Annotated in this window: 25 protein-coding genes; 13 read left to right on the top strand and 12 right to left on the bottom strand. The window is 71.1% G+C overall.

Features of this window, described 5'->3' with window-relative positions; translation table 11 throughout:
- Positions 1-19: 19 nt before the first annotated feature.
- Genes ACE3OG_RS06995 through ACE3OG_RS06985 form a run of 3 tightly spaced genes read right to left on the bottom strand, consistent with a single transcriptional unit; the run spans position 20 to position 4764 of the window.
- The gene (locus ACE3OG_RS06995; RefSeq protein WP_374307069.1) at positions 20-2815 is read right to left on the bottom strand and encodes a DUF4159 domain-containing protein; all 2796 of its coding nucleotides are present in this window, start codon (positions 2813-2815) and stop codon (positions 20-22) included.
- 1 nt (position 2816) lies between these two features.
- A complete protein-coding gene (locus ACE3OG_RS06990) occupies positions 2817-3761 on the bottom strand; it encodes a DUF58 domain-containing protein (RefSeq protein ID WP_374307067.1) in 945 nt (314 codons plus the stop codon).
- Position 3762: 1 nt separating this feature from the next.
- Positions 3763-4764, bottom strand: a complete 1002-nt coding sequence (locus ACE3OG_RS06985) for an AAA family ATPase (protein WP_374307066.1) — start codon at positions 4762-4764, stop codon at positions 3763-3765.
- 204 nt (positions 4765-4968) lie between these two features.
- Between ACE3OG_RS06985 and ACE3OG_RS06980 the strand changes: the two genes are divergently transcribed.
- The 5 genes from ACE3OG_RS06980 (at position 4969) to ACE3OG_RS06960 (ending at position 8104) form a co-directional block, all read left to right on the top strand.
- A complete protein-coding gene (locus ACE3OG_RS06980; protein WP_374307064.1) occupies positions 4969-5589 on the top strand; it encodes a DUF1285 domain-containing protein in 621 nt (206 codons plus the stop codon).
- Entirely contained in the window at positions 5586-6242 is a 657-nt protein-coding gene (locus tag ACE3OG_RS06975) for a CoA pyrophosphatase (RefSeq protein WP_374307063.1), read from the top strand. Before ACE3OG_RS06980 ends, ACE3OG_RS06975 begins: the two co-directional genes overlap by 4 nt.
- The gene (locus tag ACE3OG_RS06970) at positions 6243-6503 is read left to right on the top strand and encodes a DUF6111 family protein (RefSeq protein ID WP_374307061.1); all 261 of its coding nucleotides are present in this window, start codon (positions 6243-6245) and stop codon (positions 6501-6503) included.
- Positions 6500-7717, top strand: coding sequence for a CCA tRNA nucleotidyltransferase (locus tag ACE3OG_RS06965; RefSeq protein WP_374307059.1), 1218 nt, complete (start codon positions 6500-6502; stop codon positions 7715-7717). Before ACE3OG_RS06970 ends, ACE3OG_RS06965 begins: the two co-directional genes overlap by 4 nt.
- A 123-nt stretch (positions 7718-7840) precedes the next feature.
- Positions 7841-8104 carry a hypothetical protein gene (locus ACE3OG_RS06960; protein ID WP_374307058.1) on the top strand — a complete coding sequence of 88 codons (264 nt, stop codon included), beginning with the start codon at positions 7841-7843 and terminating at the stop codon, positions 8102-8104.
- Between the two features lie 82 nt (positions 8105-8186).
- Here ACE3OG_RS06960 and ACE3OG_RS06955 read toward each other — a convergent pair whose 3' ends face one another.
- The 4 genes from ACE3OG_RS06955 to ACE3OG_RS06940 all read right to left on the bottom strand — a co-directional run bounded on the left by ACE3OG_RS06955 (position 8187) and on the right by ACE3OG_RS06940 (position 11011).
- Positions 8187-8933 carry an SDR family oxidoreductase gene (locus ACE3OG_RS06955; RefSeq protein WP_374307056.1) on the bottom strand — a complete coding sequence of 249 codons (747 nt, stop codon included), beginning with the start codon at positions 8931-8933 and terminating at the stop codon, positions 8187-8189.
- A gap of 52 nt (positions 8934-8985) precedes the next feature.
- Entirely contained in the window at positions 8986-9678 is a 693-nt protein-coding gene (locus ACE3OG_RS06950; protein WP_374307054.1) for a VIT family protein, read from the bottom strand.
- A 31-nt stretch (positions 9679-9709) separates the two neighbouring features.
- Positions 9710-10282: a cytochrome b gene (locus ACE3OG_RS06945; protein WP_374307052.1), complete on the bottom strand. Its 573-nt coding sequence runs from the start codon at positions 10280-10282 to the stop codon at positions 9710-9712.
- A 129-nt stretch (positions 10283-10411) separates the two neighbouring features.
- Complete coding sequence (locus ACE3OG_RS06940; RefSeq protein WP_374307050.1) at positions 10412-11011, bottom strand: cytochrome b; 600 nt, start codon at positions 11009-11011, stop codon at positions 10412-10414.
- A gap of 344 nt (positions 11012-11355) precedes the next feature.
- Here ACE3OG_RS06940 and groES point away from each other — a divergent pair, with 344 nt between their 5' ends.
- The 5 genes from groES (at position 11356) to ACE3OG_RS06915 (ending at position 16969) form a co-directional block, all read left to right on the top strand.
- A complete protein-coding gene (gene groES / locus ACE3OG_RS06935) occupies positions 11356-11643 on the top strand; it encodes a co-chaperone GroES (protein ID WP_374307048.1) in 288 nt (95 codons plus the stop codon).
- Positions 11644-11691: 48 nt separating this feature from the next.
- The gene (gene groL, locus ACE3OG_RS06930; RefSeq protein ID WP_374307046.1) at positions 11692-13335 is read left to right on the top strand and encodes a chaperonin GroEL; all 1644 of its coding nucleotides are present in this window, start codon (positions 11692-11694) and stop codon (positions 13333-13335) included.
- A 217-nt stretch (positions 13336-13552) separates the two neighbouring features.
- Positions 13553-13906, top strand: a complete 354-nt coding sequence (locus tag ACE3OG_RS06925; protein WP_374307044.1) for an integration host factor subunit alpha — start codon at positions 13553-13555, stop codon at positions 13904-13906.
- A 145-nt stretch (positions 13907-14051) separates the two neighbouring features.
- A complete protein-coding gene (locus ACE3OG_RS06920; RefSeq protein ID WP_374307042.1) occupies positions 14052-16157 on the top strand; it encodes an ABC transporter ATP-binding protein/permease in 2106 nt (701 codons plus the stop codon).
- Between the two features lie 32 nt (positions 16158-16189).
- Positions 16190-16969, top strand: coding sequence for a YbaY family lipoprotein (locus ACE3OG_RS06915; protein WP_374307040.1), 780 nt, complete (start codon positions 16190-16192; stop codon positions 16967-16969).
- A 3-nt stretch (positions 16970-16972) separates the two neighbouring features.
- Here ACE3OG_RS06915 and ACE3OG_RS06910 read toward each other — a convergent pair whose 3' ends face one another.
- From ACE3OG_RS06910 to hisS, 4 genes are all read right to left on the bottom strand, one after another.
- The gene (locus ACE3OG_RS06910) at positions 16973-17287 is read right to left on the bottom strand and encodes a CU044_2847 family protein (protein ID WP_374307038.1); all 315 of its coding nucleotides are present in this window, start codon (positions 17285-17287) and stop codon (positions 16973-16975) included.
- Positions 17288-17322: 35 nt separating this feature from the next.
- Positions 17323-18297, bottom strand: coding sequence for an ATP phosphoribosyltransferase (gene hisG, locus ACE3OG_RS06905; RefSeq protein WP_374307036.1), 975 nt, complete (start codon positions 18295-18297; stop codon positions 17323-17325).
- Positions 18294-19391 carry an ATP phosphoribosyltransferase regulatory subunit gene (locus ACE3OG_RS06900; protein WP_374307034.1) on the bottom strand — a complete coding sequence of 366 codons (1098 nt, stop codon included), beginning with the start codon at positions 19389-19391 and terminating at the stop codon, positions 18294-18296. The genes hisG and ACE3OG_RS06900 overlap by 4 nt, the downstream gene beginning before the upstream one ends.
- 98 nt (positions 19392-19489) lie before the next feature.
- Positions 19490-21022 carry a histidine--tRNA ligase gene (gene hisS, locus ACE3OG_RS06895; RefSeq protein WP_374307032.1) on the bottom strand — a complete coding sequence of 511 codons (1533 nt, stop codon included), beginning with the start codon at positions 21020-21022 and terminating at the stop codon, positions 19490-19492.
- Positions 21023-21181: 159 nt separating this feature from the next.
- On the opposite strand from hisS, the gene ACE3OG_RS06890 reads away from it, so the two are divergent.
- Positions 21182-22072 carry a DUF2076 domain-containing protein gene (locus tag ACE3OG_RS06890; RefSeq protein WP_374307030.1) on the top strand — a complete coding sequence of 297 codons (891 nt, stop codon included), beginning with the start codon at positions 21182-21184 and terminating at the stop codon, positions 22070-22072.
- A gap of 6 nt (positions 22073-22078) precedes the next feature.
- Here ACE3OG_RS06890 and ACE3OG_RS06885 read toward each other — a convergent pair whose 3' ends face one another.
- Positions 22079-23320 (bottom strand): glycosyltransferase, encoded by a 1242-nt coding sequence (locus ACE3OG_RS06885; protein ID WP_374307028.1) that lies wholly within the window; start codon positions 23318-23320, stop codon positions 22079-22081.
- A gap of 432 nt (positions 23321-23752) precedes the next feature.
- Here ACE3OG_RS06885 and ACE3OG_RS06880 point away from each other — a divergent pair, with 432 nt between their 5' ends.
- Both ACE3OG_RS06880 and ACE3OG_RS06875 read left to right on the top strand, forming a co-directional pair.
- Positions 23753-25126, top strand: coding sequence for a DEAD/DEAH box helicase (locus ACE3OG_RS06880; protein WP_374307026.1), 1374 nt, complete (start codon positions 23753-23755; stop codon positions 25124-25126).
- Between the two features lie 62 nt (positions 25127-25188).
- Positions 25189-25692 carry a TspO/MBR family protein gene (locus tag ACE3OG_RS06875; RefSeq protein WP_374307024.1) on the top strand — a complete coding sequence of 168 codons (504 nt, stop codon included), beginning with the start codon at positions 25189-25191 and terminating at the stop codon, positions 25690-25692.
- The last annotated feature ends 1 nt before the right edge of the window (position 25693 follow it).

Below are 25693 nucleotides of genomic sequence, written 5' to 3'. Positions count from 1 at the left end.
GAAGTTTTGGCTGGAGACGTCAGTGCGCGAGCCGCTCCAGAAGGTCGCGCACGTGCACCTGATCGGCCTTGTAGTTGCCCGTCAGCGTGTACATCACGAGATTGACGCCGCCACGCAGCGCGAGCTCGTGCTGGCGCGCCCCGCCCGGATTGAGGGCGTAGAGGCTCTCCCCGTCCGCGTCGCTCGCCCAGCCGGCGGCGAGGTCGTTCGAGGTGATGACGATCGGCGACACGCTGTCGCCCGAACGCGCCGGACGCGCCGAGCCGTCGGCAGGCGCCGGCGGCAGCGCCTCGATCCAGGTCGCGCCATTGGCGTAGCGGCCGACGAAGCCGTCGATGAGATAGAAGGTCTTGGTGACCACATGGTCGGCCGGCACCGGCGCGAGCTCCGGCACGTCGACGCCGGCGAGAAGCTGGCGCAGCCAGCGCGTCTCCGGCGACGGCGGCCCGTCGGGCCGCGCGGTGAGCGCGTCGCGCGTGTCGAAGACGATCGTGCCGCCCTGCTTCATGAAGGCGCCGACGCGCGCCGCCGCCTCCGGCTGCGGCTGCGGCCGCGTCGCGACGATCGGCCAGTAGATGAGCGGATAGAAGCTCAGCTCGTCGCGCGCCGGATCGACGCCGACCGGCTCGCCCGGCGTCAACGAGGTGCGCCGCGCCAGCGCCAGCGACAGGCTGAGGAGGCCTTGGCGGCTCGCCTCGTCGACCTTGGAATCGCCTGTGACCACATAGGCGAGCCGCGTCGAGAGGGCGGACTTGACGTCGCGCGCCGAAACCGCAGGCTCGGCGGCCGCGGCCCGCGTCGGCGACGCGGCGCCGAGGGCGCAAGCCGCCGCCAGAAGCGCGACCGCCGCCGCCGCGCGCCGCTGGCGCGTCCCGCCGGCGAGAAGCAGGCAGATGAGGGAGTCGAGGCAGAAGCCGAGGAAGGCGGCGGCGAGCAGCGGCGGCTGCAGATTGACCGGCTCGGCTGTCCGCAATGCCTGCGCCGCGACTCCGGCCGCCGAATAATCGGCCGCCGCGAGCCGCTCGCCGGGCGCAAGCGCGTTGAGCGCGAGCGGCGCGTTGGCCGGCCCATAGAATCCAGGCGGGTGCTCGGCGTCGGCGACGCCGTCGAAATTCGCCGCGACCGGCTTGGCGCTCGCCGGCGGCGGGCCAAGCGCGCCGAAGCCGTCGAGGACGCGGAGCGGCGCCAGGCTCTTCGGGGCCTCCGCTCCGGCGCCCTGCTCCGCCCCGGCGGCGGCCGCCGGCTGTCCGGCGAGATCGACGACGCGGCGCAGCATGTCGACGAACAGCCCCGAGAGAGGCAAATTCGACCAGGACGCGTCCGCCGTCACATGAAACAGCACGATGAGTCCCTCTCCCTCGCGCTGCGCGGTGACGAGCGGCGTGCCGTCGGAAAGCTGCGCCCAGGTCTTGGCGGCGAGGCCGGGGTCGGGCTCGGCCAGCACCTGCCGCGACACCGTGACCTCCTGCGGCGCGATGAGGCCGAAGAACGGGCTCGACCGGTCGAAGGCGCCGAGGCGCTTGGGCGTGTCCCATGACATCGAGCCGCCGAGCACGCGCCCGCCGCGGCGCAGCCGGGTCGGGACGAGGTCGTCGGAGCCGGCGGCGAGCCGCGTGCCGGCGAAGCGCAGCAGCACCCCGCCCCGCTCGACGAAGCCGCGCAGCGCGTCATGCTCGGCGTCCGACAGCGCGCCGACATCGGCGAGCGCGACGACGGAGGCGCCGTCGTGGATGAGGCCTTCGATCGGATCGACCGCACCCGGCTTCGGCTCGCGCACGTCGGCGAAGGGCGCGAGCGCCTTGCGCAGGTAATAGTCGGCGGCGAGCAGAGGCTGCGAGACATCGGCGCCGTCCCCGGTCACGAGGCCGACGACGCGCCGCCTCCAGCGTCCGTCGAGCAGAGCGACGGCGCCGGCCGAGCGTCCGCCCTCGATCTCCAGCCGGGCGATGTCGTTGCGCAGCTCGACGGGAAGCTCGATCTTCGCCTGCGCCTGCGTTCCGCCGGCGAAATCGAAGGCCGCGGCGCCGAGCCGCGCGCCCTTGGCGTCGAAGGCGACGACCGTCCCGCGCTCCGGCCCGCCCGGGCGGGCGCGCAGCGCGAACGCCTCGAGGCCGCCCGCGAGATTGCGCGCGTCGGCGAGGGCGCGCGCGGGCTCGCGCCCGGCGACGATCTCCAGCCTGCGGCCGAATTTTTCGCCGAGAGCGCCGAGGCGCGCGGCGAACTCGCCTGCGCCGCCGCGCTCGACGCCGTCGGCGATCCACGCCAGCGCGGAGTCGGGATGAGCCTCGACGAAGGCCGCGACGGCGCCGCCGAGCGGACCGCGGTCCGGCGAAATGGGCTGCGGCTTCAGAGCCCGCAGCCGCTCGCGCGCCTTGGCGGAGTCCGTGAGGACGATCGCCTTCGCGCCGTCCGAGGCCGCCGCGACGGCGACGGGACGCGAGGCCCGGCCGGCCGCGTCGAGGCGCTCGGCGGCGGCGGCGACGCGGCGCTCCCAGTCCGGCGCCGCGGCGAAGCTATCGTCGAGGATGACGAGCAGCGGCCCCGAGCCGGACGCGGCGGGAGTCGGATTGAGCACCGGCCCGGCCATGGCGAGGATGACGCAGGCGGCGACGGCGAGACGAAGCAGGAGGATCGGCCAGGGCGTGCGCAGCGGCGTCTTGCGCGCCGGCGGCAGGTCGAGGAACAGCTTGAGCGGAGGAAAGGGAATCCGTTGCGGGCGCGGCGGCGTGACGCGCAGCAGGTAATAGAGCAGCGGCAGGCCGGCGAGGGCGGCGAGCACGGCGGGAGCGGCGAAGGCGAGCGGCAGGCCGAACATGTCAGGGCGTCCGTCCGGCGCCGGCGAGCTCGGCCTCAAGCCGCAGCTTCAGCGCGATCAGCGCCTCGCTCGCCGGGCGGTCGGTGCGGTGCAGGGTCACGGTCCAGCCGCGCCGCCGCACCGCCTCGCGGACCGCCTCGCGATGCGCCGCGAGGCGGCCGAGATAGGCCTCGCGGAAGGCGCTCGCCTCGCCCACGCTGAGCCGCGCCGGCGAATCGACGTCGAGAAACTCGGTGTGGCCGGCGAAGGGAAAGGTTTCCTCGACGGGATCGGCGATCAGCACCAGATGGCCCCGCGCCCCGCGCGCCGCGAGCGCCCGGATCGTCGCCTCGATCTCGGCCGCCGGGCTGAGGAAATCGCCGATCAGCACCGCGTGGGCGTTGCGCGCGAGCGGCTCGCGCGCCGGCAGCTCCTCGTCAGGCGCGCCGGAGCGCGCGCGCTGGCGAAGATCCTCGGCGAGCGCCACGCCGAAGCGCTCGACGACGTCGCGCGCGGCGAGCGGACGGGTGAGCCCGAGCAGCGCGACGCGCTCCCCGCCGCCGACCAGGAGATCGGCGGCCGCGAGGCCGAGCACGACGGCGCGGTCGACCTTCGGCTGCAGGGCGAGCTTCGAGACGAAGCGCATCGACGCCGAGCGGTCGATCCATGTCGCGACGGTATGCGCCGATTCCCACTCGCGCTCGCGCACATAGATCCGGTCGTCGCGGGCCGAGCGGCGCCAGTCGATGCGGTTCTGCGCCTCGCCGAAGGAATAGGGCCGGAACTGCCAGAAATTCTCACCCGGCCCGGAGCGCCTTCGCCCGTGCAGGCCGTGCATGACGCTCGCCGCCGTCTCCCGCGCCGCGACGACGAGGCTCGGCAGACGCTGCGCCAGCGCGAGCGCCTCCTCCTGCCGGCCGAGGCCGAATCCGCCGCCGTCCCGCTCGAGAACCTTGACCAGACTCATCTCAGGCGAGCGTCTCCGTCAGCTTCGCGATGAGGCCGGGAATGGTCTCGCCTTCCGCGCGCGCGGCGAAGGTCAGCGCCATACGGTGCTTGAGGATCGGCTCGGCGAGCGCCGCGACGTCGGCCTTCGAGGGGGCGAGCCGCCCGTCGAGGAGGGCGCGCGCGCGCGTCGCGAGCATCAAGGCCTGCGCCGCGCGCGGACCCGGGCCCCATGCGATATGGCGGGTGACCGCCGAGTCGCCCTCGCCCGGGCGCGCCGAGCGCACGAGGTCGAGGATCGCCTCGATCACCATCTCGCCGACGGGCAGCCGGCGCACGAGGCGCTGCATCGCCATGAGGTCGTCGGCGCCCATCACCGCGCGCGCCGCGGGCGTGGAGGCGCCGGTGGTCTCGAGCAGAATGCGCTTTTCGGCCGCGCGGTCGGGGTACGGCACGTCGATCTGCATCAGGAAGCGGTCGAGCTGCGCCTCCGGCAGCGGATAGGTGCCCTCCTGCTCGAGCGGATTCTGCGTCGCCAGCACATGGAAGGGCGAGGGCAGATCGTGCCGCTCGCCGGCGACCGAGACGTGATATTCCTGCATCGCCTGCAAGAGCGCCGACTGGGTGCGCGGGCTCGCGCGGTTGATCTCGTCGGCCATCAGGAGCTGGGCGAAGATCGGCCCCTTGACGAAACGGAAGCTGCGCTTGTGGTCGGCCGATTCCTCGAGGACCTCGGAGCCGAGGATGTCGGCCGGCATGAGGTCGGGAGTGAACTGGACGCGGCGCCCGTCGAGGCCGAGCACGGTTCCGAGCGTCTCGACGAGACGGGTCTTGGCGAGGCCGGGGACGCCGACGAGCAGCCCGTGGCCGCCGGCGAGCAGCGTCGCCAGCGCCTCCTCGACGACGCGGGCCTGTCCGAAGATGACCGTCTCGATGGCGGCGCGGGCGGCGCCGATGCGGTCGAGCGCGGCTTCGGCGCTGCGCTCCACGGCGGCTTCGAGAGAGGTTGCGGCTGCGTCGGCCATGAAGCTCCCTGTCGAGGTTGCGCCGGAGCGGCGCATAGCGAACGGCGCCCGATCGGCGCGCGGAATGTGCGGCCCGCGAGAAGACTTGTCCATCGCGATTGCAATGTCGACCGCGCTCTGTTTCACATTCGCCGTGATTGGCTCTTTTTGATGGCCCCGTCCGGCTTTCGCCGCCGGAGCTCAAGGGGCGAGGGAGGCGCGCGGATGGCGCAGGATTTCGAGGACGCGCCGGCCGGCGTCTCGCTGCTGCGCCTTTCCGCCGGCGGCGGCCTCGAGGCGCATGCGCCGGGGCGCCCGCTCCCGCCCGTCGAATTGTGGCGCCCGCCCTTCTGCGGCGACATCGGCCTCAGGATCGCCCGCGACGGAAGCTGGAGCCAGCACGGCGCGCCGATCCTGCGGCCGGCGCTCGTGCGCCTGTTCTCGACCATCCTGCGTCGGGACGGCGAGCGCCATCTCCTCGTGACGCCGGTCGAAAGCGTGTCGGTCGAGGTCGAGGACGCGCCCTTCGTCGCCGTGGCCATGCGCGTCCTCGACGAGGACGGCGCGCCGGCGATCGAGTTCACGACCAACGTCGGCGACCGCGCGCGCGCCGGGCCGGACCATCCTATCCGCTTCGAGAAGGACGCGCGCGACGGCCTCAAGCCCTATGTGCTCGTGCGCGGCGCGCTCGAGGCGCTCGTCGCGCGCTCGCTCGTCCCCGAGCTCGTGGCCTTGGCCGAAACGCGGCGCGCGGGCGGCGAGGAGAGCTTCGGCGTCGTCTCGGACGGCGCGTTCTTCAAGATCGCCTCGGCCGCCGAGGTCGCCGCCATCGAGGCCGCAGATTGACCCTGAGGCTCGACCCCGACCCGCGCTTCGCTCAGGAGCGGATCTTCGCCGAGCTGCGCCGCAAGCTCGACCGCGTCGCGCCGCCTCCCGACGCGCGCGACGTCGTCAGCGATCCGTTCATCGAGGAGGAGGAGCTGAAATCCTTCGCGCTGCAGGAGAGCGCGCGCGCCGCCGCCGTGCTGATCGGGCTCGTCGCCCATGAGGACGGCGTCGGCGTGCTGCTCACCCGCCGCTCCGCGACGCTGCGCGTCCACGCCGGGCAGATCGCCTTTCCCGGCGGGCGGATCGAGCCGGAGGACGCAGGGCCCGTCGGCGCGGCGCTGCGCGAGGCGCGCGAGGAGATCGGCCTCGACCCGAGCCGCGTCGAACCGCTCGGCTTCCTCGCGCCCTATGTCACCGGGACAGGATTTCGCGTCGCGCCGGTCGTCGCGCGGATCGTTCCGCCGCTCGAGCTCGACCTCAACCCGCACGAGGTCGAGTCCGTGTTCGAGGCGCCCTTCGCCTTTCTGATGGACGCCGCCAATCATTCGATCGACACGCGCGAATTCGGCGGACGGCTGCGCCGATTCCACGCCATGGCCTATGGCGAGCATTATATATGGGGCGCGACGGCGGGCATGCTGCGCAATCTCTATGAAAGGCTCTACCTTTAGATGTGGCGGGTTCTCCTCGAGGCGGCGCTTCTGTTCGGCGCGCCCTTCGCCGCTTACGCAGCCTATGTGGCGCTGCGCCGCCGCTATCCCTTCGCCGTCGACTACTGGACGCGCGGCGCGGTCTCGAACCTCGTCCTCGCCGGCCTCGCCGCCGCCGTCGGCGGCGCGTTGCTCCTCGGCGTCCTCGCGCCGCGCCGGCAGGGCGCCTATGTGCCGGCGCATATCGAGAACGGCCAGCTTGCGCCGGGGCGCCTCGAGTGAGCGCGCCGACTCCCGCTCCGCCGGCGCTGGCCCGGCTTCTCGAGCGGCCGGGTCTGCGCAGGGTCCTTGAAGCGATCGACGGCGAGGGCGAGGAGGCCCGCGTCGTCGGCGGCGCCGTGCGCGACGCGCTCCTCGGGCGCGAGCCGGCCGAGATCGACCTCGCGACGACCGCGCCGCCGCAGGAGATTCTCGCGCGGGCTAAGCGCGCCGGCCTGCGCGCCGTTCCGACCGGGATCGAGCACGGCACCGCGACGCTGCTCGCGGGCGGCGAAAGCTTCGAGGTCACGAGCCTTCGCGAGGACGTCGAGACGGACGGGCGCCGTGCGAAGGTGCGCTTCGGCCGCGACTTCCGCGCCGACGCGCTGCGCCGCGACTTCACCCTCAACGCGCTCTCACTCTCGTCCGACGGACTGCTGCACGACTATGTCGGCGGGCTCAAGGACGTCGCCGCGCGAAAAGTGCGCTTCATCGGCGAGCCGCGCCGGCGCATCCGCGAGGACTATCTGCGCATTCTGCGCTTCTTCCGCTTTTCGGCGGGCTACGCCCGGAAGATCGACGCGGAAGGTTTTCGGGCTTGCGTCGCCGAGCGCGCCGGGCTCGAAAGGCTTTCGCGCGAGCGCGTGCGGGCGGAGCTTTTGAAGCTCGCGGCGCTCGACGGCGCCGCCGAAGGTTTCGCGGCGATGAGCGAAGCCGGCGCGCTCGGGCCGCTTCTCGGCCTCGCGCCCAATCCGGGCCGGCTCGCCCGCCTGCGCGGGGCGGGCGTCGCGGTCGATCCGCTGATGCGGCTCGCCGCGCTGTGCGTCGCGACGCCGGAGGACGCCGGACGCCTCGCCGAACGTCTGCGCCTTTCGCGCGCCGAGGCGCGCCGTCTCGTGAGCGCCGGCGCGGCGGCGATCGCCCTGCGCGCCGCTCGTCCGCTGGACGAGGCCGCGCTGCGCCGTCTCGCCTATCTCCATGGCCGCGAGGCGGCGATCGACGGCGCCGTCCTCGCGGCCGAGCCGGACGAGATCGGGCCGGTGCGCGCCGCCCTGCGCGCCGTCCCGCTTCCGGCAAGCCCCTTCACCGGCGCGCGGCTCGTCGAAAGAGGCCTTCATGGGCCGGCGGTGGGCGCGGCCCTGCGGGGCCTCAAAGCGCGCTGGATCGCCGCCGGCTTCCCCGACGATCCGGCGCTCGTCGACACGTGGCTCGACGAGGCGGCCGGGCTGCGGCGTTAACCGCGCCGGCGCGCCCGGAGCCGTTAGTCGTTTGTTTTGAATCGATTACGCGGCGCGGCTGGGCTATGATGCGTCGGGCCGGCGACGGGCGCGGCGCGAAGGGGTCGCAGAGTGAGCGCGCATATGAAGCGTCCTTTTGAACCGAGACGGCCCGCCGACGTCGCTCGCCGGCTCGCCGGACGCGTCCGGACCTCCGGGCAGGACGCCGCGGCCGGCGGCTGGCGGCGCGAGACCTTCACCCTGCCTCGCCACGAGGCGCGCGACAAGGCGCGCGAATGGTTCGACCGCTTCCCGAAGGCCGCCTACATGACCGAGATCGAGTCCTGGCGCGAGCTGGAGGGCGAGCGCATCGAATTCACCATGCGGCGGCTGCCGAGCGCGGATTGAGGCGTGCGGCGCGCAGATGGCGCGGAGTGGACTGACGCGGAAAACGGCCGGATCGTCGCGGACGCGATCGGCGGCCTGCCCCTCATCCCAGATGCTGGCCGGCGTCGACGGCGATCATCTGCCCCGTTACGTTGCGCGCGCCGGCGAGATAGAGCACGGCGTCCGCGACGTCGGCCGGATCGACCGCCCGGCGCAGCGGCGCGCGCTCGACCTCGCGACGGAAGCCCGCCTCGCCGTCGCGGCTGTTCGGCAGCACCGGCCCGGGCCCTACGGCGTTGACCCGCACCCCGGGCGCGAAGGATTGCGCCATGGTCTGCGTCGCCGCCCACAGCGCCGCCTTGCTCAAGGTGTAGGAAAAGCAGTCCGCCGAAAGGTTCAGCACGCGCTGGTCGACGATGTTGACGACGCTCGCGCCCGACGGCGCCTGCGCCGCGAAGCGCGCCGCCAGCATGCAGGGCGCGCGCAAATTGACCGCGAAGATTTCGTCGAAGCGGCCGGCGAGGAAGTCGTTCGCCGCGTCGGCCTCGAAGATCGAGGCGTTGTTGACGAGCAGCGCGAGCGGACCGACGCGCTCGGTCGCCGCCGCGATCAGCCCCTCCGTCTGCGCGGCGTCGGCGAGATCGGCGGCGATCGCCGCCGCCCGCCCGCCCTGCGCGACGATCGCGGCGGCCGCGGAGCGCGCCTCCTCGAACGAGGCTTCGCTCGCATGCAGCACGACCTCATAGCCCGCCGCGGCGAGTTTTCGAGCGATGGAAAGGCCGATGCGCCGCGCCGCGCCGGTCACAAGCGCGACGCCGGCCGCGCCCTCGGATCTGGACCGCTGGGACATGCGCTGTTGACGCCAACTTTCGCGTCCGCGTCAAGACGCCCGTCCGCCGCAGCTATATCGTTCGTCCCACGAGCGCGCCGACGCCGGCGGTGACGGCCATGGCCAGCGCCCCCCAGAAGGCCACACGCAGCGCAGGCTTGAGCATGGAGGCGCCGCCGGCGCGCGCGCCTATCGCGCCGAGCACGGCGAGGAGCGCCAGCGAGACGCCGCAGATAAGCGCAGCCTGGAGCTCCCGGGGCGCGATGGCCGCCGTCGCGAGCGGCGGCGCCGCGCCCGACGCGAAACTCGCCGCGGAGGCGAACGCCGCCTGCACGGGATTTGCGGCGACCGCCTCGGAAATGCCGAGTTCGTCTCGCGCATGGGCGCCGAGCGCGTCCTTCGCCATGAGCTGACGCGCGACTTGCAACGCAAGCTGCGGCTCCACGCCGCGGCCGACATAGATCTGCGCGAGCTCCTTCTCCTCGAACTTCGGATTCTCGGCAAGCTCGCGCCGCTCGCGGTCGAGATCGGCGTTCTCGGTGTCGGCCTGCGAACTCACGGACACATACTCGCCGGCCGCCATGGACATCGCGCCGGCGACGAGGGCGGCGAGGCCCGCGACGACGACCTCGCCCGTGGAGCTGACGGCGGCGACGCCGAGCATCAGGCTCGCCGTCGAGATGATCCCGTCATTGGCGCCAAGGACCGCGGCCCGCAGCCAGCCGATCCTCGCGACGAGATGGTTCTCGGGGTGCGGCTGGACCATGTCGCCTCCGCTGTTCCGCCTGGCGAAGAGTCTAGAGCTTCCCGCCGTCCGGCGCCGCCCGCCGAAGCCCCGGCGCCATGCGGAGAAGCACCCCGTCCTTGAGCGCGTAATGGTGGAAAAGGGCCGCGCCCGCGTGAAGGAGCGCGAGCGCGAGCAGCAGGTTCGCCGCAAGTTCGTGCCATTCGGTGATCGGCTTGCGCAATTCGCGGTCGCCGATCTGCGGCAGGCTGAAGACGCCGAACAGGTTGAAGCCGCGCACGAAGGCGTTGACGACGCCGAGCAGGATCACCGCGAGCAGCGTTAAATACATCAGCCCCTGGACCGCCTTGGCCGCGATGGCGAGCGCGCGCCCTCCGGACGGCGGCAGGCGGCGCCCGCGCGAAACGCGCCAGGCCAGCCGCCAGACGACGAGGACGGCGAGGAAGAAGCCAAGCACGACATGGGTCGACCACAGGCCGCCGCGCAGCGGGCCTTTTGGAAACAGGTCCGCGACCTGGCCTATGATCCAGAGCGCGACGACGAGCCCGGCGACGCTCCAATGGAGGGCGATCGTCAGCGGATCATAGACTTCGCCGCATTCGCGCTTTGTGACTGACGCTGACATCTGCCTCCACCCGGCATGATCGAGAGGGACGGCGCCCGAGGGCGACGACCAGCTTGATAGCGACGGGTGGAGGGAGCGGCAACTATTTTAGAAAAAAACTAATCTAGCTATATTTGAGGATTCCGGGGTTCAGGTGTGGCTTGAGCGTCCGCCCTTGCCGTCTTCGATCAACGTGTCGAGGTCAGGCTCCTCGACATAGATCTGGCGCTCCGGAATCATCCGCTCCATCACGCCGTCCTGCAGGACGTAATGGTGGAACAGCGCGGCGCAGGCGTGCGCCAGCGCCGTCAGCATCAGAAGATTGGCGAACAGGCCGTGCCAGAAGGTGATCGGCGTCTTAAGCTCGCGGTCGCCGAACTGCGGCAGGGCGAAGACGTCGAACAGGTTGAAGCCGCGCACGAAGGCGTTGACGACGCCGAGCGCCACGACGACGCACACCAGCGCGTAGAGCAGCGCGTGCGAAGCGGCGGCGAGCTTGTGCGTCAGGCCCGGATAGGGAAAGGGCAGCCGCCTGCGGCCGAAGAAACGCCAGACGATGCGCCAGGCGAGCACGGTGACGAACGCGAAGCCGAGCGAGACGTGGATCGACCAGACATTGGTGCGCCAGACGCCCTTGGGAAAGAAATCCGCGACCCGCCCGACGCACCACAGGGCGGCGACCATTCCCGCGGTCAGCCAGTGCAGCGCGATCGTGGTCGAATCATAGTGCGACGAAACTTCTTCCTCCATGTCCTGCATCCTTCGGCTCGTTCCTCGACGCCGGAGCGTTCCACGCCCAGCTTTTTTGAATTCTTTTAGACTGCTTCGTGCGTGCGGCGCGAGCGAATTCGCGCGGCGCCGCACGCTTTCAATATTTGCGGGGAAATACTCGCGGTCGCCGCGCGGCGATGTGCGACGAAGGCCGCGCCCGCCGACGGCCGGCGCCTTGACAGCGCGAGGGGCCGCTCATAGATAGGGGCCGCGGTTAGCACTCATCGTGAGAGAGTGCTAACAGGCCCGTTTCAATCCGCCGCCTAACTGAGGCCCTCCATCGCGGAGCACGAGCTTCGGCGGCCAGCCAAGGGAATTCTGTCATGGCCTTTCGTCCGTTGCACGACCGCGTCGTCGTGAAGCGTCTCGACAGCGAGGAGAAGACCAAGGGCGGGATCATCATCCCCGACACCGCCAAGGAGAAGCCGCAGGAAGGCGAGATCGTCGCCGTCGGCCCGGGCGCCCGCGACGAGAAGGGCAACGTGACCCCGCTCGACGTCAAGGCCGGCGACAAGATCCTGTTCGGCAAATGGTCCGGCACCGAGGTCAAGATCGACGGCCAGGACCTGCTCATCATGAAGGAAAGCGACATCCTCGGCGTCGTCGCCTGAGCGTCCTCTTTCCGCGCCCAGTGAACCAGCTTTCAGGAGTTTCCAGGAATGGCAGCCAAAGACGTCCGCTTTTCGTCCGACGCCCGCGACCGCATGCTGCGCGGCGTGGACATCCTCAACAACGCCGTCAAGGTCACGCTCGGCCCCAAGGGCCGCAACGTCGTGATCGAGAAGAGCTTCGGCGCTCCCCGCATCACCAAGGACGGCGTCACCGTCGCCAAGGAGATCGAGCTCTCCGACAAGTTCGAGAACCTCGGCGCCCAGCTCGTGCGTGAGGTCGCCTCCAAGCAGAACGACGCCGCCGGAGACGGCACCACCACCGCCACCATCCTCGCCGCCTCGATCGTGCGCGAAGGCGTCAAGGCGGTCGCCGCCGGCCTCAATCCGATGGACCTGAAGCGCGGCATCGACCAGGCGGTCGCCGCCGTCGTCGCCGACCTCAAGGCCAACTCCAAGAAGGTCACCTCGAACGAGGAGATCGCCCAGGTCGGCACCATCTCGGCCAACGGCGACAAGTCGGTCGGCGAGATGATCTCGACCGCCATGCAGAAGGTCGGCAACGAGGGCGTCATCACGGTCGAGGAGGCCAAGAGCCTCGAGACCGAACTCGACGTCGTCGAGGGCATGCAGTTCGACCGCGGCTATCTCTCGCCCTATTTCATCACCAACGCCGAGAAGATGATCGCCGAGCTCGAGGATCCCTTCATCCTCATCCATGAGAAGAAGCTCTCCTCGCTGCAGGCGCTGCTTCCCGTGCTCGAGGCGGTGGTGCAGTCCGGCAAGCCGCTCGTGATCGTCGCCGAGGACGTCGAGGGCGAGGCGCTGGCCACGCTCGTCGTCAACAAGCTGCGCGGCGGCCTCAAGGTCGCGGCCGTGAAGGCGCCTGGCTTCGGCGACCGCCGCAAGGCCATGCTCGAGGACATCGCGATCCTCACCAACGGCACGCTGATCTCCGAGGAAGTCGGCATCAAGCTCGAGAACGTCACCCTCAACATGCTGGGCCGCGCCAAGCGCATCCGCATCGACAAGGAGTCGACGACGATCATCGACGGCGCCGGCGCCAAGGCCGACATCGAGGCCCGCATCGCCCAGATCAAGGCCCAGGTCGCCGACACGACCTCCGACTATGACCGCGAGAAGCTGCAGGAGCGCCTCGCCAAGCTCGCCGGCGGCGTCGCGGTGATCCGCGTCGGCGGCGCCTCCGAGGTCGAGGTCAAGGAGAAGAAGGACCGCGTCGACGACGCCCTCAACGCCACCCGCGCGGCGGTCGAGGAAGGCGTCCTGCCCGGCGGCGGCGTCGCCCTGCTGCGCGCCATCAAGGCGCTCGACAACGTCTCCGTCGAGAACGCCGACCAGAAGACCGGCGTCGAGATCGTCCGCAAGGCGGTCCAGACCCCGGCCCGCCAGATCGTCGACAACTCCGGCGCCGACGGCGCCGTCGTGGTCGGCAAGCTGATCGAGAACCCGTCCTACGCCTACGGCTACAACGCCCAGAGCGGCGAGTACGGCGACCTCGTGAAGCTCGGCATCATCGATCCGACCAAGGTCGTGCGCACGGCCCTGCAGGACGCGGCCTCCGTCGGCGGCCTCCTCATCACCACCGAGGCGATCATCACCGAGCAGCCCAAGAAGGAAGCCCCCGCGATGCCGGGCGGCGGCGGCATGGGCGGCATGGGCGGCATGGATTTCTGATCCGGCCGCGCGCCCGAAGAGACGAGCCGAAAGAAAGCCCCGGAGCGATCCGGGGCTTTTTTCACGTCCGGCCCCGCGACGGCGCGCGGGAGCCGCAATCTCGACATGAAGCTTGCGCACCTTCCACGCGAAGAAGCGGCGCGAGCGTGCCGACCGCTTCCCAAATTTCGTCGATGTGATCTATTCTGGCGACAAGCGATTTTAAGCGGGGGAGACGGTGACGGCGCGAACCTGCGAGCCGCAGTCGCATGCTGCGGAAAGACGGACCGCAACCCGCGCGGCGCTCCTCGAGGCGGTCTACGCCTCCTGCCCCGCCCTTTCGCGCGCCCAGGCGCGCCAGATCTTCGAGATGGCGCTCGAGGAGATCAGCGACGCCCTGGTGCGCGGCGACAGCGTCAAGCTGCGCTCCTTCGGACTGTTCTCCGTGCGCGCCAAGCGCGAGCGGATCGGCCGCAACCCGCGCACCGGCGTCGAAGCGCCGATCAAGCCGCGCCGCGTGCTGACCTTCAAGCCCTCCCCCGTGCTCTCCGCCTGCGTGAACGGGGCGCCGACGCGGCCGGACGGCGAATGACCGCGAGGCGGCGCGCCGGGAGCGACGCGTCCTTACATAGTTTTTAGATGCGGGACGCGCCTTCATGCCGCTATAGCGGTTCGTCGGCCGGGCGCGAGCGCGCGATGGTCCGCGCCCGAGGCGTCCGCAAAGCATAAGGCCATCCATGCGCATTCTCGCCGCCGCCGTCGCCCTGTTCTCCGCGCTCTGCGCCGTCGTCGGCCTCTACCAGATGGACGGCACGGTGCTGCTGCTCGCCGTCGCCGGCTTCGCCTGCGCCTACACGACCTACCAGAGCCCGAAGATCTCGACCTTCCTGCGCATCTTCTCGACGACCTTCGCCGTCGAGACGATCGTGTTCGGCGCGCTGTTCCTCGCCAACCCGACGGGGCTTTGGCCGCCCTCGCTCGAAGACTACGCGGTGCCCGAGAGCCTGCCGCTCACCGTCGCCATCTTCGCCCTGATCGTCTACGCCATCTCCTTCATTCCGGTGGTGCGGTCGATGACGCGGATCGGCGACCGCTACTTCGACGCGCCCGGCCCGACGAGCGTGCGCATCTGGCCGCTGCCGTCCTTCACCGTGCGCGAGCGCTGGCTCGCCATCGTCATGGTGGTGTTCCTCGTCGTCATCAACCAGACCCAGGTCGGCATCCAGGTCCGCCTGTCGTTCTTCTCGCGCGACTGGTTCAACGCCATCCAGAACAAGGACGCCGCCGCCTTCTGGTCGCAGTTGCTGTGGGTGTTCGTCCCCTGGGCGTTCATCTTCATCGCCTCGGCGATCCTCGAATTCGTCGTCGCCTCGACGCTCGTCATCCGCTGGCGGCGCTGGCTGACCGAGGACTATGTCTCGCGCTGGCTCGACGGCCACGCGCATTACCGCATGGCGCTCGCCGGGACCGCCGCCGACAACCCCGACCAGCGCATCGCGGAGGACGTCAACCGCTTCATCAACGGCGGGCAGGAAGGCTACGGCATCTACTCCTTCTCGATCCTGCTCATCTCCAACCTCTCCTCGCTCGTCTCCTTCTCGATCGTGCTGTGGGGGCTCTCGGCCAATTTCACGCTGCCCGGCACCTCGATCGCAGTGCCCGGCTTCCTGTTCTGGGTGGCGCTGATCTACGCCGGCGTCGGCACCTGGGTGACTCATCTCATCGGCCGTTCGCTGGTCGAATTGTCCTTCGCCCGCCAGCGCTACGAAGCCGATTTCCGCTTCTCGCTGGCGCGGCTGCGCGAATATGGCGAGCAGGTCGCGCTGCTCGACGGCGAGCGCGCGGAGAAGTCCTCGCTCGGCCGCCGCTTCGGCGCGATCATCGCCAATTACTTCCAGATCGTGACGGTGCGGAAGAACCTGATCGGCTTCACCGCCACTTACGGGCAGCTGTCGCCGCTCATTCCTTACATCGTCGCCGCGCCGTTCTATTTCGCCGGCAAGATCACGCTCGGCGTGATGACCCAGACGGCGCGCGCCTTCGGCAGCGTCGACAGCGCGCTGACCTTCTTCGTGACCTATTATGTCTCGCTCGCCGACTTCAAATCGGTGCTCGACCGCCTCTCCTCCTTCGACTCCTCGATCCAGGCGGGGCACGATCTGTCCGGCCCCGTCGAGGCGACGACGCAGGCGCCCGACCCGCGCGACATCGCGCTGCGCGGCCTCACCCTGCGCCTTCCGGACGGGCGCACGCTGGTGCGCGACGTCAACCTGCGCCTGCGCGCCGGCGAATCGACGCTGCTCACCGGCGCCTCCGGCTCGGGCAAATCGACCCTGTCCCGGGCGCTCGCCGGCGTCTGGCCGCTCGGCGACGGCGAGGTGGCGACGCCTGAGAGCGCGAGCGTGATGCTGCTGCCGCAAAAGCCCTATCTGCCGGTCGGCCCGCTGATCGGCGCGGTGACCTATCCGGCCGAGCCCGACGCCTATGACGAGGCCGACGTCGTCGCCGCGCTCAAGGCCGCGAAGCTGCCCGGCCTCGTCGACAAGCTGTTCGTCGACGACAACTGGGGGCAGCGGCTTTCGGGCGGCGAACAGCAGCGCGTCGCCATCGCGCGGGCGCTGCTGGCCCGGCCCGACTGGCTGTTCCTCGACGAGGCGACCGCCGCCATGGACGAGGCGCTCGAGGCCGAGATCTACGACGCGCTGTTCCGCGAGCTGAAGGGCTCGACCATCGTGTCGATCGGCCACCGCTCGAGCCTTCTCGACCGGCACGCGCGCCATCTCGAGATGCGCCCGCGGGCCGACGGCGCCTCGGCGCTCGGCGAGGCGCCGGTCTCGGCGTGAAGACTTTCGCTCACGGGAGCCAGGGGAACGGCATGAAGACGCTTTCGCTCCTCCTCGCGGCGACGCTCGCCGCCCTGTTTTCGGCCGGCGCGGCGATGGCGCAGACGCGGACGCTCAAGGGAACCGTCGCCTATCGCGAGCGCATGGCGCTGCCGCCGAACGCGCTCGTCGAGGTGAAGCTGGTCGACGTCTCGCTCGCCGACGCGCCCTCGCCCGTCATCGCGCAGACCTCGATCGAGACGCGCGGGCGGCAGCCGCCGATCCCCTTCGTCCTGCAATACGACGCCGGCGCGATCGTGAAGCGCCGCCGCTACGCGCTGCAGGCGCGCATCACCGTCGACGGCGCCCCGTGGTTCGTCACGACGACGGCGCATCCCGTGTTCTCGGGGCGGCGCAACCGCGCGGATCTCCTGCTGCAGCGCGCGAGCGCCGCCTCAGCGGCGCCCGCGCCGGCCGCCGTGGCGCAGGCCGCCCCGACGACGCCAGCCGGCCGCTGGCTCGCCGAATCTGTCGAGGGGCGCGGCGTGATCGACCGGCTGCAGACGACGCTCGAGATCGCCGCCGACGGGACGGTCTCGGGATCGGGCGGCTGCAACCGCTTCGGCGGCAAGGCGACGATCGACGGCGAGCGGATCGACCTCGGCCGGCTGTTCTCGACGCAGATGGCCTGCCCGCCGGCGGCGATGGACCAGGAGCGCCGCTTCCTCGACGCGCTCGCCAAGGTCAAGCGCTGGCGCGTCGATCCGGCCCAGCGCAAGCTCCTGCTCGTCGACGAGGCAGGGCGCACGCTGGTCACGCTGTCGGCGATGTGAGGCTCAGTCGGCCTCCCACGCCAGCCGGACGGTGAACTCGGGCGAGGCGTCGGGGCCGACGATCCACAGATCGCCATCAGAGCTCAGCGTCGCGCCGAACTCGACCTCCATGTCCTCGGGCCTGTTCGGCAGCGCCGCCACCGCGCGCTCCATCGCCGCGGCCACGACGCCAAGGGCGCCGAAGGCGGCCTCGAGCGCGCCGACTTCGACGCGCGTCGCGCCGGCGTGCAGGCCGGCGTCGGCGACGCCCTGCTCCGGGGCGCCGCCGAACAGGACGACGCCGCCCTCGGGAAGATTGACGATGATGCGAGCCGCCATGTCGAGCCTTTCCTGACCGGGCCTCACCTGAACATTCAGCCGCGCGCCGCGACGCGGGCGGCGAGCAGGTCGTAAAGCGGGTTCTCGGCGGAGAACACATAATCGAGCGACGCGACGCCGACATGTCCGGCGCCCCGCCCGATCAGCCAGTCGGCGAGCTCGGGCGCCTGCGCCCTCGCGACGTTGAGGCCGACGCGCCCGTCCGCCGAGCGGTAGCGCAGCCTCGCGCCGAACAGCGTCTGCGCCTCCATGAACAGGGCCGGCGCCGCGTCGGGCAGGAAGGCGGCGACCTCGCGCGTCGTGCGCGCCGTCTCCTCGGCGGCGATGCGCGAGAGAATCACGCGCGCCGCCTCCAGCGCGGGCGGGCTCCAGCGCGCGGAAAGCGAGGCGACGAGGCTCGCCTGCGAGCGCAGGATGATCCCGTCGTCGAGGATCTTCAGCGCGTTGGCGGCGAGCGTCGCGCCCGTAGTGGTGATGTCGACGATCAGCTCGGCCTGCCCCGCCGCGGGCGCGCCCTCGGTCGCGCCGGAGCTTTCGACGATGCGATAGTCGGAGACATGCATCGCCGCGAAGAAGCGGCGGGTGAGGTTCACATATTTGGTCGCGACGCGCATCCGCTCGCCGCGCTTCGCCCGGAAACCCGCCGCGACGTCTTCGAGGTCGGCCATCGAGCGCACGTCGATCCAGGCGCGGGGCGCGGCGACGACGACATTGGCGAAGCCGAAGCCGAGCGGCGCCAGCATCGCCACCCGTTCGTCGGCGTCGGGAATCTGCTCGCGCACGAGGTCCTCGCCGGTGACGCCGAGATGGACCTGCCCGCTGGCGAGCGAGGCGGCGATGTCGGCGGCCGGGAGGTAGGCGACCTCCACCTCCTTGAGGCCGACGAGGGCGCCGCGGTAGTCGCGCGCCCCGCGCCCCTGCGCGATCTCGAGCCCGGCGCGCGCGAAGAAGCTCTGCGCGTTCTCCTGCAGGCGGCCCTTCGAGGGCACGGCGAGGACGAGGGCGCTCATTGTCCGCCTCCGCCGAGCCGGTCGACCCAGATCGCCGCGCCGACCGCCGGAACGGGCGCGGGCGCGCCGAGCCGCGCGAGAAGCTGGTCGTAGCGTCCGCCGGCGACGACGGGCTTTTCCGTCGGCCGCGACCTGTCGCGCGCCTCGAACACGAAGCCGGTGTAATAGTCGAGGTCGCGCGTGAAGCTCGCCTCGAACAGGAGCGAGGCGAGGTCGAAGCCGAGCGCGGCGATGAAGCCGAGCCGCGTGTCGAAGGCGTCGAGGCTCGCCGAAAGGTCGAGCCGCGCGTCGGCGGCGAGCCGACGCAGCTCCAGCGAGGCCTGGTCCGGATCGCCCTTGATCGACAGGAAGCGTTCGACGACGGCGATTTTTTCGCGCGGCGCGCCGCCGCGGGCCGTCGCCGCCTGCTCGAGGAAGCGATCGGCGATCTCGCCGGCCGTGCGCCCGCCGACAGTGGCGACGCCGGCGATCGAGAGCAGATCCTCGACGAGCGCGCGCGCGCCTTTCGGGTCGGCCCCCTGCAGGAGCGAGAGCACGCCCGAATGGTCGTGCGCGCCGTTCTTCGCCGCGTCGAGGCTTTCGGCGACGCTCTTGCCCTGTCCATGGCCGCGGGCGATGCGCCGGCGCCATTGCGGCGAAAGGTCGAGCGCTTCGAGAAAGCGCGTGAACAGGGCCGCGTCGCCGAGGCGCACGTCGAGCGTTCCAGCGCCCGCCACGGCGGCGGCGTCGAGCGCGAGGGTGAGGATCTCGGCGTCCACCGCTTCGAGGTCGCCGCGTCCAAAACTCTCGACGCCGGCCTGGACGAATTCGCCGCTCTCGCCGGGGGCGTAGCGGAACACCGGGCCGCAATAGGAATAGGCGGCCGCCTCGCCGACGAGCCCGGAGGCGAGGTAATGGCGCGACACGGGGATGGTGTACTCCGGCCGCAGGCAGTATTCAGCGCCGGAGAGGTCGCTCGTGATGTAGAGCTGGCCGCGCAGATCCTCGCCCGAGTCGAAGAAGATCGCGGCCGGCTGAAGGATCGCCGGCTCGCAGCGCTGATAGCCGGCGTTGGCGAGATGGGCCGCGACGGCCTGCGAATTGGCGTTGGTCACGAGGAGCTCGGAGGGCGCGGGACGGGCGTCCCGGCGGATGAGGGTTGCGCTGGCGCCCTCTTAGAGCATGGCGGCGCGGAAGGAAACCGCGCCCCGCCTCACCCGCCCCGCGCGAGGACCTCGCGCACGGCCTCGACGAGGCGGGTTTCGGGAACCGTGAACTGCGCCTTCCCGCGCATTTCGAGATAGTCGGCGCGGTCCTTGTTCATGCCGGCGATCTTCGCGCCGAGCGCGAGGTCGCGGATCGTCACTTGCGGGCCGTCCGCGTGCTCGCGCTCGTTGGTCCCTTGGATGATCGCGCAGCGCGAGCCGCGCTTGTCCGCGTATTTGAGTTGCGCGTTCATGCCGGAGGAACCGAGATAGAGCTCGGCGCTGACGCCGGCCGCGCGCAGGTCGGCGACGAAGCGCTGGTAGCGGGCGGTCTCGCCCTTGTCGAGGACGAGCACGACGACGGGACCGTGCTGCGCGCCTTGCGCCACGATGGGCGAGCCCACCGCCTTCAGCGCGGCGTAGAGCCGCGAGACGCCGATCGAGAAGCCGGTCGCCGGAACGTTCTCGGCACGGAAGCGGCCGACGAGGCCGTCGTAGCGCCCGCCGCCGCCGACCGAGCCGAAGCGGACCGGCTTGCCGTCCTCGCCGGCGACTTCGAAGGTCAGCTCGGCCTCGAAGACGGGGCCGGTGTAATATTCGAGGCCGCGGACGGTTTCGGAAGTTATCTGAACCCGGTCGTCGTATTCCGCCGCATTAATGAGATCAGAGAACTGCAAAAGCTCGTTCACGCCTTCAGCACCGATAACGGACTGCTCGACGATTTTTCGCCAGCGCAACACCGTATAGCGATTATCGAAACGCCGACCGTGCTCTGGGCCCTTTAGATCTCTGAGTTCGCCTACGAAATTAAATATTTGAGCCGTCTGCGCATTATCGAGCCCCGCGCCCTTCGTGAAGTCGCCGCTCTCGTCCCTGCGCCCCGGCCCGAGCAGCAGGGCGACGCCCTCCGGCCCGAACTTGTCGAGCTTGTCGATCGCGCGCAGCACGGTCAGCCGCCGCCCCGCGTTCTCGTCGCCGCCGAGGCCGATCGCCTCCAGCACGCCGTCGAGCACCTTGCGGTTGTTGACCTTGATCACATAGCCGCCGCGCGGCACGCCAAGCTTCTCCAGCGTGTCGGCGGCCATCATGCACATCTCGGCGTCGGCGGCGACGCTGGCCGAGCCCACCGTGTCGGCGTCGAACTGCATGAACTGGCGGAAGCGCCCCGGCCCCGGCTTCTCGTTGCGGAACACATAGCCGGCGCGATAGCTGCGGTAGGGCTTCGGCAGCCGATCGTAATTCTCGGCGACGAAGCGGGCGAGCGGCGCGGTGAGGTCGTAGCGCAAAGAGAGCCAGCTCTCGTCGTCGTCCTTGAACGAGAACACGCCCTCATTCGGCCGGTCGAGGTCGGGCAGGAATTTTCCGAGCGCGTCGGTGAACTCGACGAAAGGCGTCTCCACCGCCTCGAAGCCGTAGAGCTCGTAGGAGGCGCGGATCGCCTCGAGCATCTTCTGCGTCGCGGCGAGCTCGGCCGGGCCGCGGTCGGCGAAGCCGCGCGGAAGCCGCGCCTGCCCGCGCGCCGGTTTGTCGTCCTGCGTCATGAAGCCATTTCCCGAAGGCCGCGGGGCGACCTTTCCAAAATTTAAGCGGCCCTTCTACGGGCGGGGCGCTACGCCTGCAAGGGAGGAGGCCTTACGCGGCGACGCGGCGCGCCTATCTCTAGGGCGCGGCCCTGCGCCGCCCTTCAACCGGAGAGCTCCATGTCACCTGAGGAACGCCAGCTGATTCAGGGCCTGTTCGACCGGATCAAGGCCGCCGGCGACGGGCCGCGCGACAAAGAGGCCGAGGCTTTCATCAACGACGCGGTGAGGGCGCTGCCCTACGCGCCCTATCTGCTCGCCCAGACGACCATCGTGCAGGACCAGGCGCTGCGCGCCGCCAACGACCGGCTGCAGCAACTCGAGGCCGAGGTCGCCGATCTCAACGAACGCCTGCGCCAGGCCCCGCAGCCGCAGCAGGGCGGCGGCTTCCTCGGCGGGCTCGGCTCGCTGTTCGGCGGCGGCCAGCCGCAGCCGCGCCCCGAGCCGCCGCAGGGGTATGGCCAGCGGCAACCGCAGCAAGGCGGCTGGAGCGGGCAGCCTCAACAGGGCGGATGGGGCGGTCAGCCCCAGGGCGGCGGATGGGGCGGCGGGCCGCAACAGCCCTATGGCCAGCCCTTCCCCGGCGGGCAGCCCGGAGGCTTCGGCCCGCAGGGCGGTCCGTGGGGCGGCCCGCAAGGCGGCTTCGGCGGTCCGATGGGCGCGGGTCCGATGGGCGGCGGCGGTGGCGGCTTCCTGCGCGGCGCGCTTGGCGCGGCGGCGGGCGTCGCCGGCGGCGTGCTGCTCGCCGATTCGATCAAGGGCCTGTTCGCCGGCTCCGGCAATCCGCTCGGCATCGGCGAAGGCGTCGCCGGCGCCGAGTCGAAGGCGGGCGCCGACGCCGACCTCGCCAGCAACGAGGGCGGCGGCGACACCATCATCAACAATTACTACGGCGACCAGGGCGCGCAGCAGGCCGACGCCGGCGGCTTCGGCGGCGGGTCGGACTACCAGAACGCCGACTACGATCCGGGCTTCGACTCCGACTACGGCGACGACTCGACCGACGTCTGAAGCCGCTCACAGCCCGCCGGCGTGCGCCAGCAGCACGTCGGCGTAGGCGTCCGGCGTATGCCTTCGCGCGAAGTCGGCGGCGAGGGCGGCCGCCTTCTTATGTGCGGTCGGCATGCGCGCGGCGAGCCGCATGATCGCGTCGGCGAAGGCTTTCGCGTCATAGGGGAAGAAGACTTCCCCCTCCGCCTCCCCCGCCGCGACCGCCGCGGCGGCGAAGGCGCCCGCTGAGGCGACCACCGGGCGTCCGGCCGCCGTCGCCTGCGTGAAGATCCCCGATCCGCGCAGTCCGAACAGCGTCGGGTCGTAGGGGAGAAGCATGGCGTCGGCCTCGTGCGCGGCGGCGGCGTAGGCCGCCTCGTCGAGCACGCCCTCGATCAGCCTGACGCCCTCCAGCGCCCGCAGCGCCTTCTCGGCCGCGACCGTGCTCGCCTCCCAGCCGCCATGCTGGATTTGCACGAGAAAATCGGCGTCGAGCCCGCGCGCGCGGCAAATGGCGATCGCCTCGGGCAGAAGATGGAAGCCCTTGTCGGCCTTGGAGTAGCCGAAGAAGGCGAAGCACGGCCGCGCCGGAACCTGACGCGCCTTTTCCGCGCCGCCGAAGGGAACGGGCAGCAGCGCCGCCTCGACGCCGTAGGCCGCGCGGTAGAGGCCGGCGATCGCCGCGTTCTCCGCGCCGAAGAACAGGGTCTTGCCGATCAGCGGCCGGGCCTTTTTGAACGCGCGGGCGTAGAGGCGCGGGCCGAGGCGGCCGGGCGTCCCCCATGGGGTCCAGTCGGGGGCGAACATCAGCTGGCACAACACGCGCGGACGGCGCTCCGGCGCGGTCGCCAGAAGCGCCTCGACGAGGCCCGGAAGCTGGTGCTGGGCGACGCCCGGCAGCGCGACGAGCCGTCCCGGCCCGAAGGCGCGCTCCGGCAGGGCGAGAATGTCCTGCGCGAAGGCGCGGTTCATGACGCGGGCGCTGGCCCTCTCGGTCGGCAGGTTCGGATCGAAGCGCCGGGCGGTCAGGAACGCCGCCGCGCGCATGAGCCGCCATTCGTTGGCGCTCGCGCCGACGCTCTCATAGAGCGAATGGCTGAAATGCGGGACCGCGCCGAGCTCCTGCGCGACCTGCGGGTTCATCCTGCGCGCGCCGTAAGCGGTCCAGCCGACGCCGCGGCGCGAGAGCGCGTCGCCCACCTCGCGGATCAGGGTGAAGCTGTGCTCGCCCTTTCCGATCAGCCCGTTGTCAAGGAAAACGACGTCCACGGCGGCTCCCCGGCGCCGGCGCGGCGCTGCGCGCTCTTAGAACATCCGGCGGCAAAGTTGGAGAGGCTTCAAGGAAGCGCCCTCGACGCGCGAGCGTGCTTCACGCGAGAGCCCACGCCTCAAATATAGACAGATTCAAATCTTTGACATATTTGCGAAAGGAGCCGCCTCAGCCGCCAAGTCGCGGCGCCGCACAGTCATAATCGGCGCAGCGTTCTGTAATGCCGCCGGCTTGACTTTTTGATCCAACTCATCCATATGCAGACCGCCTGCCAAGTTGCAGACGCTGGCGCGTCGGTTGCAGGGAGAATGGAGCGCTCATTCTCCTGCCGCGTTTATCGCGCCTCATGATGGGCCCGGTTCGGGCCCTCAACCGTTCCCAGCCGCGACCGCCCGCTAGACGGCGGAGCTGCGCATCCGAAAGTTCTCCCTTTGCAAGACTTCTCCGGCCTCGGCCTCGCCGAGCCGCTTCTCCTCGCCCTGGACAAAATGGGCTTCTCGCAGCCGACGCCGATCCAGGCGCAGGCCATTCCCCACGTTCTCTCCGGCCGCGACCTCGTCGGCATCGCCCAGACCGGCACTGGCAAGACGGCCGCCTTCGCCCTTCCCATCCTGCACAAGCTCGCCGAGAACCGCCAGCAACCGCCGCGCGGCGGCGCCCGCGTGCTGGTGCTGAGCCCGACGCGCGAGCTCGCGAGCCAGATCGCCGAAAGCTTCCGCGTCCTCGGATCGCAGATGCGGCTCAATGTCGCCGTCGTGTTCGGCGGCGTGCCGCACGGCGCGCAGATCCGCGCCCTGCAGCGCGGCCTCGACGTGCTCGTCGCGACGCCGGGGCGCCTCGTCGACCATCTCGACGCCGGCGTCGCCCATCTCGGCAAGACCGAGTTCTTCGTGCTCGACGAGGTCGACCAGATGCTCGACCTCGGCTTCGTCAAGTCGATCCGCCGCATCGTCGGAACGCTGCCGCAAAAGCGTCAGAACCTGTTCTTCTCGGCGACCATGCCGACCGAGATCGCCAAGCTCGCCGGCGACCTGCTGCACAATCCGGCGCAGGTCTCGGTGACGCCGGTCGCCAAGACCGCCGACCGCGTGGCGCAGCAGGTGCTGTTCGTCGAGACGCACCGCAAGCGCGACGTGCTCGTCGACCTGTTCGCCGATCCGGCGCTGGCGCGCACGATCGTCTTCACCCGCACCAAGCGCGGCGCGGACAAGGTCGCCCAGCATCTCGAGGAGGCCGGGATCGCCGCCGCCGCGATCCACGGCAACAAGAGCCAGAGCCAGCGCGAGCGCTCGCTTGCCTCGTTCCGCGCCGGCCGGGTGCGGGCGCTGGTCGCGACCGACATCGCCGCGCGCGGCATCGACGTCGACGCCGTGACCCATGTCGTCAACTTCGAGCTGCCGGAAGTGCCCGAGGCCTATGTCCACCGCATCGGCCGCACGGCGCGCGCCGGCGCGGAGGGAATCGCCATCTCGCTGTGCGACGGCGCCGAGCGCGACCTCCTGCGCAACATCGAGCGGCTGACCCGCCAGCGGGTGCCCTCCGAGGATCGCCGCGCGGCGCCGGGCTCGCCCGAATCGCGCCCGCCGCTGCGCACGCAGCAGCGTCCGCTCGACCAGCGCCGGCCGCCCGCCGGCCAGCCGGCGCGGCCGCAGGAGCGGGGCCACGGCGAGCGCAGCCATGGCGAGCGCGCGCACGCCAACGCGGCTCATCCGGCTCCCGCCCATGGGCGTCCGCGTCCCGCCGGCCACGCGCGGCCGCAGGGCGAGCGTCGCAACGGCGACCGCCAGGCGCCCCGCCCCGCATAAGGGCGATCGCTTCGCTCCGCCCGGATTTGCTTCGGCGAGCCGGGCGGGCGAAAAGGCCGTCCATGAACGCCTCCACCGTCCGTCCCCTCGACGGCCGCTCGCTGTTTCGGCTCGCGCTTTGCCTCGCGCTCTGCGCGAGCGCCGCCGCGCTTGGCGGCTTCATCACCGCGCCGCAGATCCCGGGCTGGTACGCCGCGCTCGCAAAGCCGGCGTGGACGCCGCCCAACGCCGCCTTCCCCGTCGTCTGGCCGGCGCTCTATGCGCTGATCGCGCTCGCGTTGTGGCGGCTTCTCGACCGCGCGCCGCCCTCGCCGGCGCGCGGCGCGGCGCTCGCCGCGCTCCTCGCCAACATCGCCCTTAACGCGCTTTGGCCACCGGTCTTCTTCGGGCTGCACGCGACGGGCGCGGCGCTCGTCGTCGTCCTGGCGATGATCGCGACGCTTACGGGCGCGATCGTCAAGGCTGCGCGCGCGGACCGCCTCGCGGCGGTCCTGCTCATTCCCTATCTCGTCTGGATCGTCTACGCCGCCGCGCTCAACGCGGCGATCGTCGTCCTCAACCGCTGAC

Source organism: Methylocella sp. (assembly GCF_041905455.1).
GTDB lineage: Bacteria > Pseudomonadota > Alphaproteobacteria > Rhizobiales > Beijerinckiaceae > Methylocapsa.
Note: the sequence above shows the minus strand (reverse complement) of the source record. Positions and strands in the feature narration are given on the sequence as shown.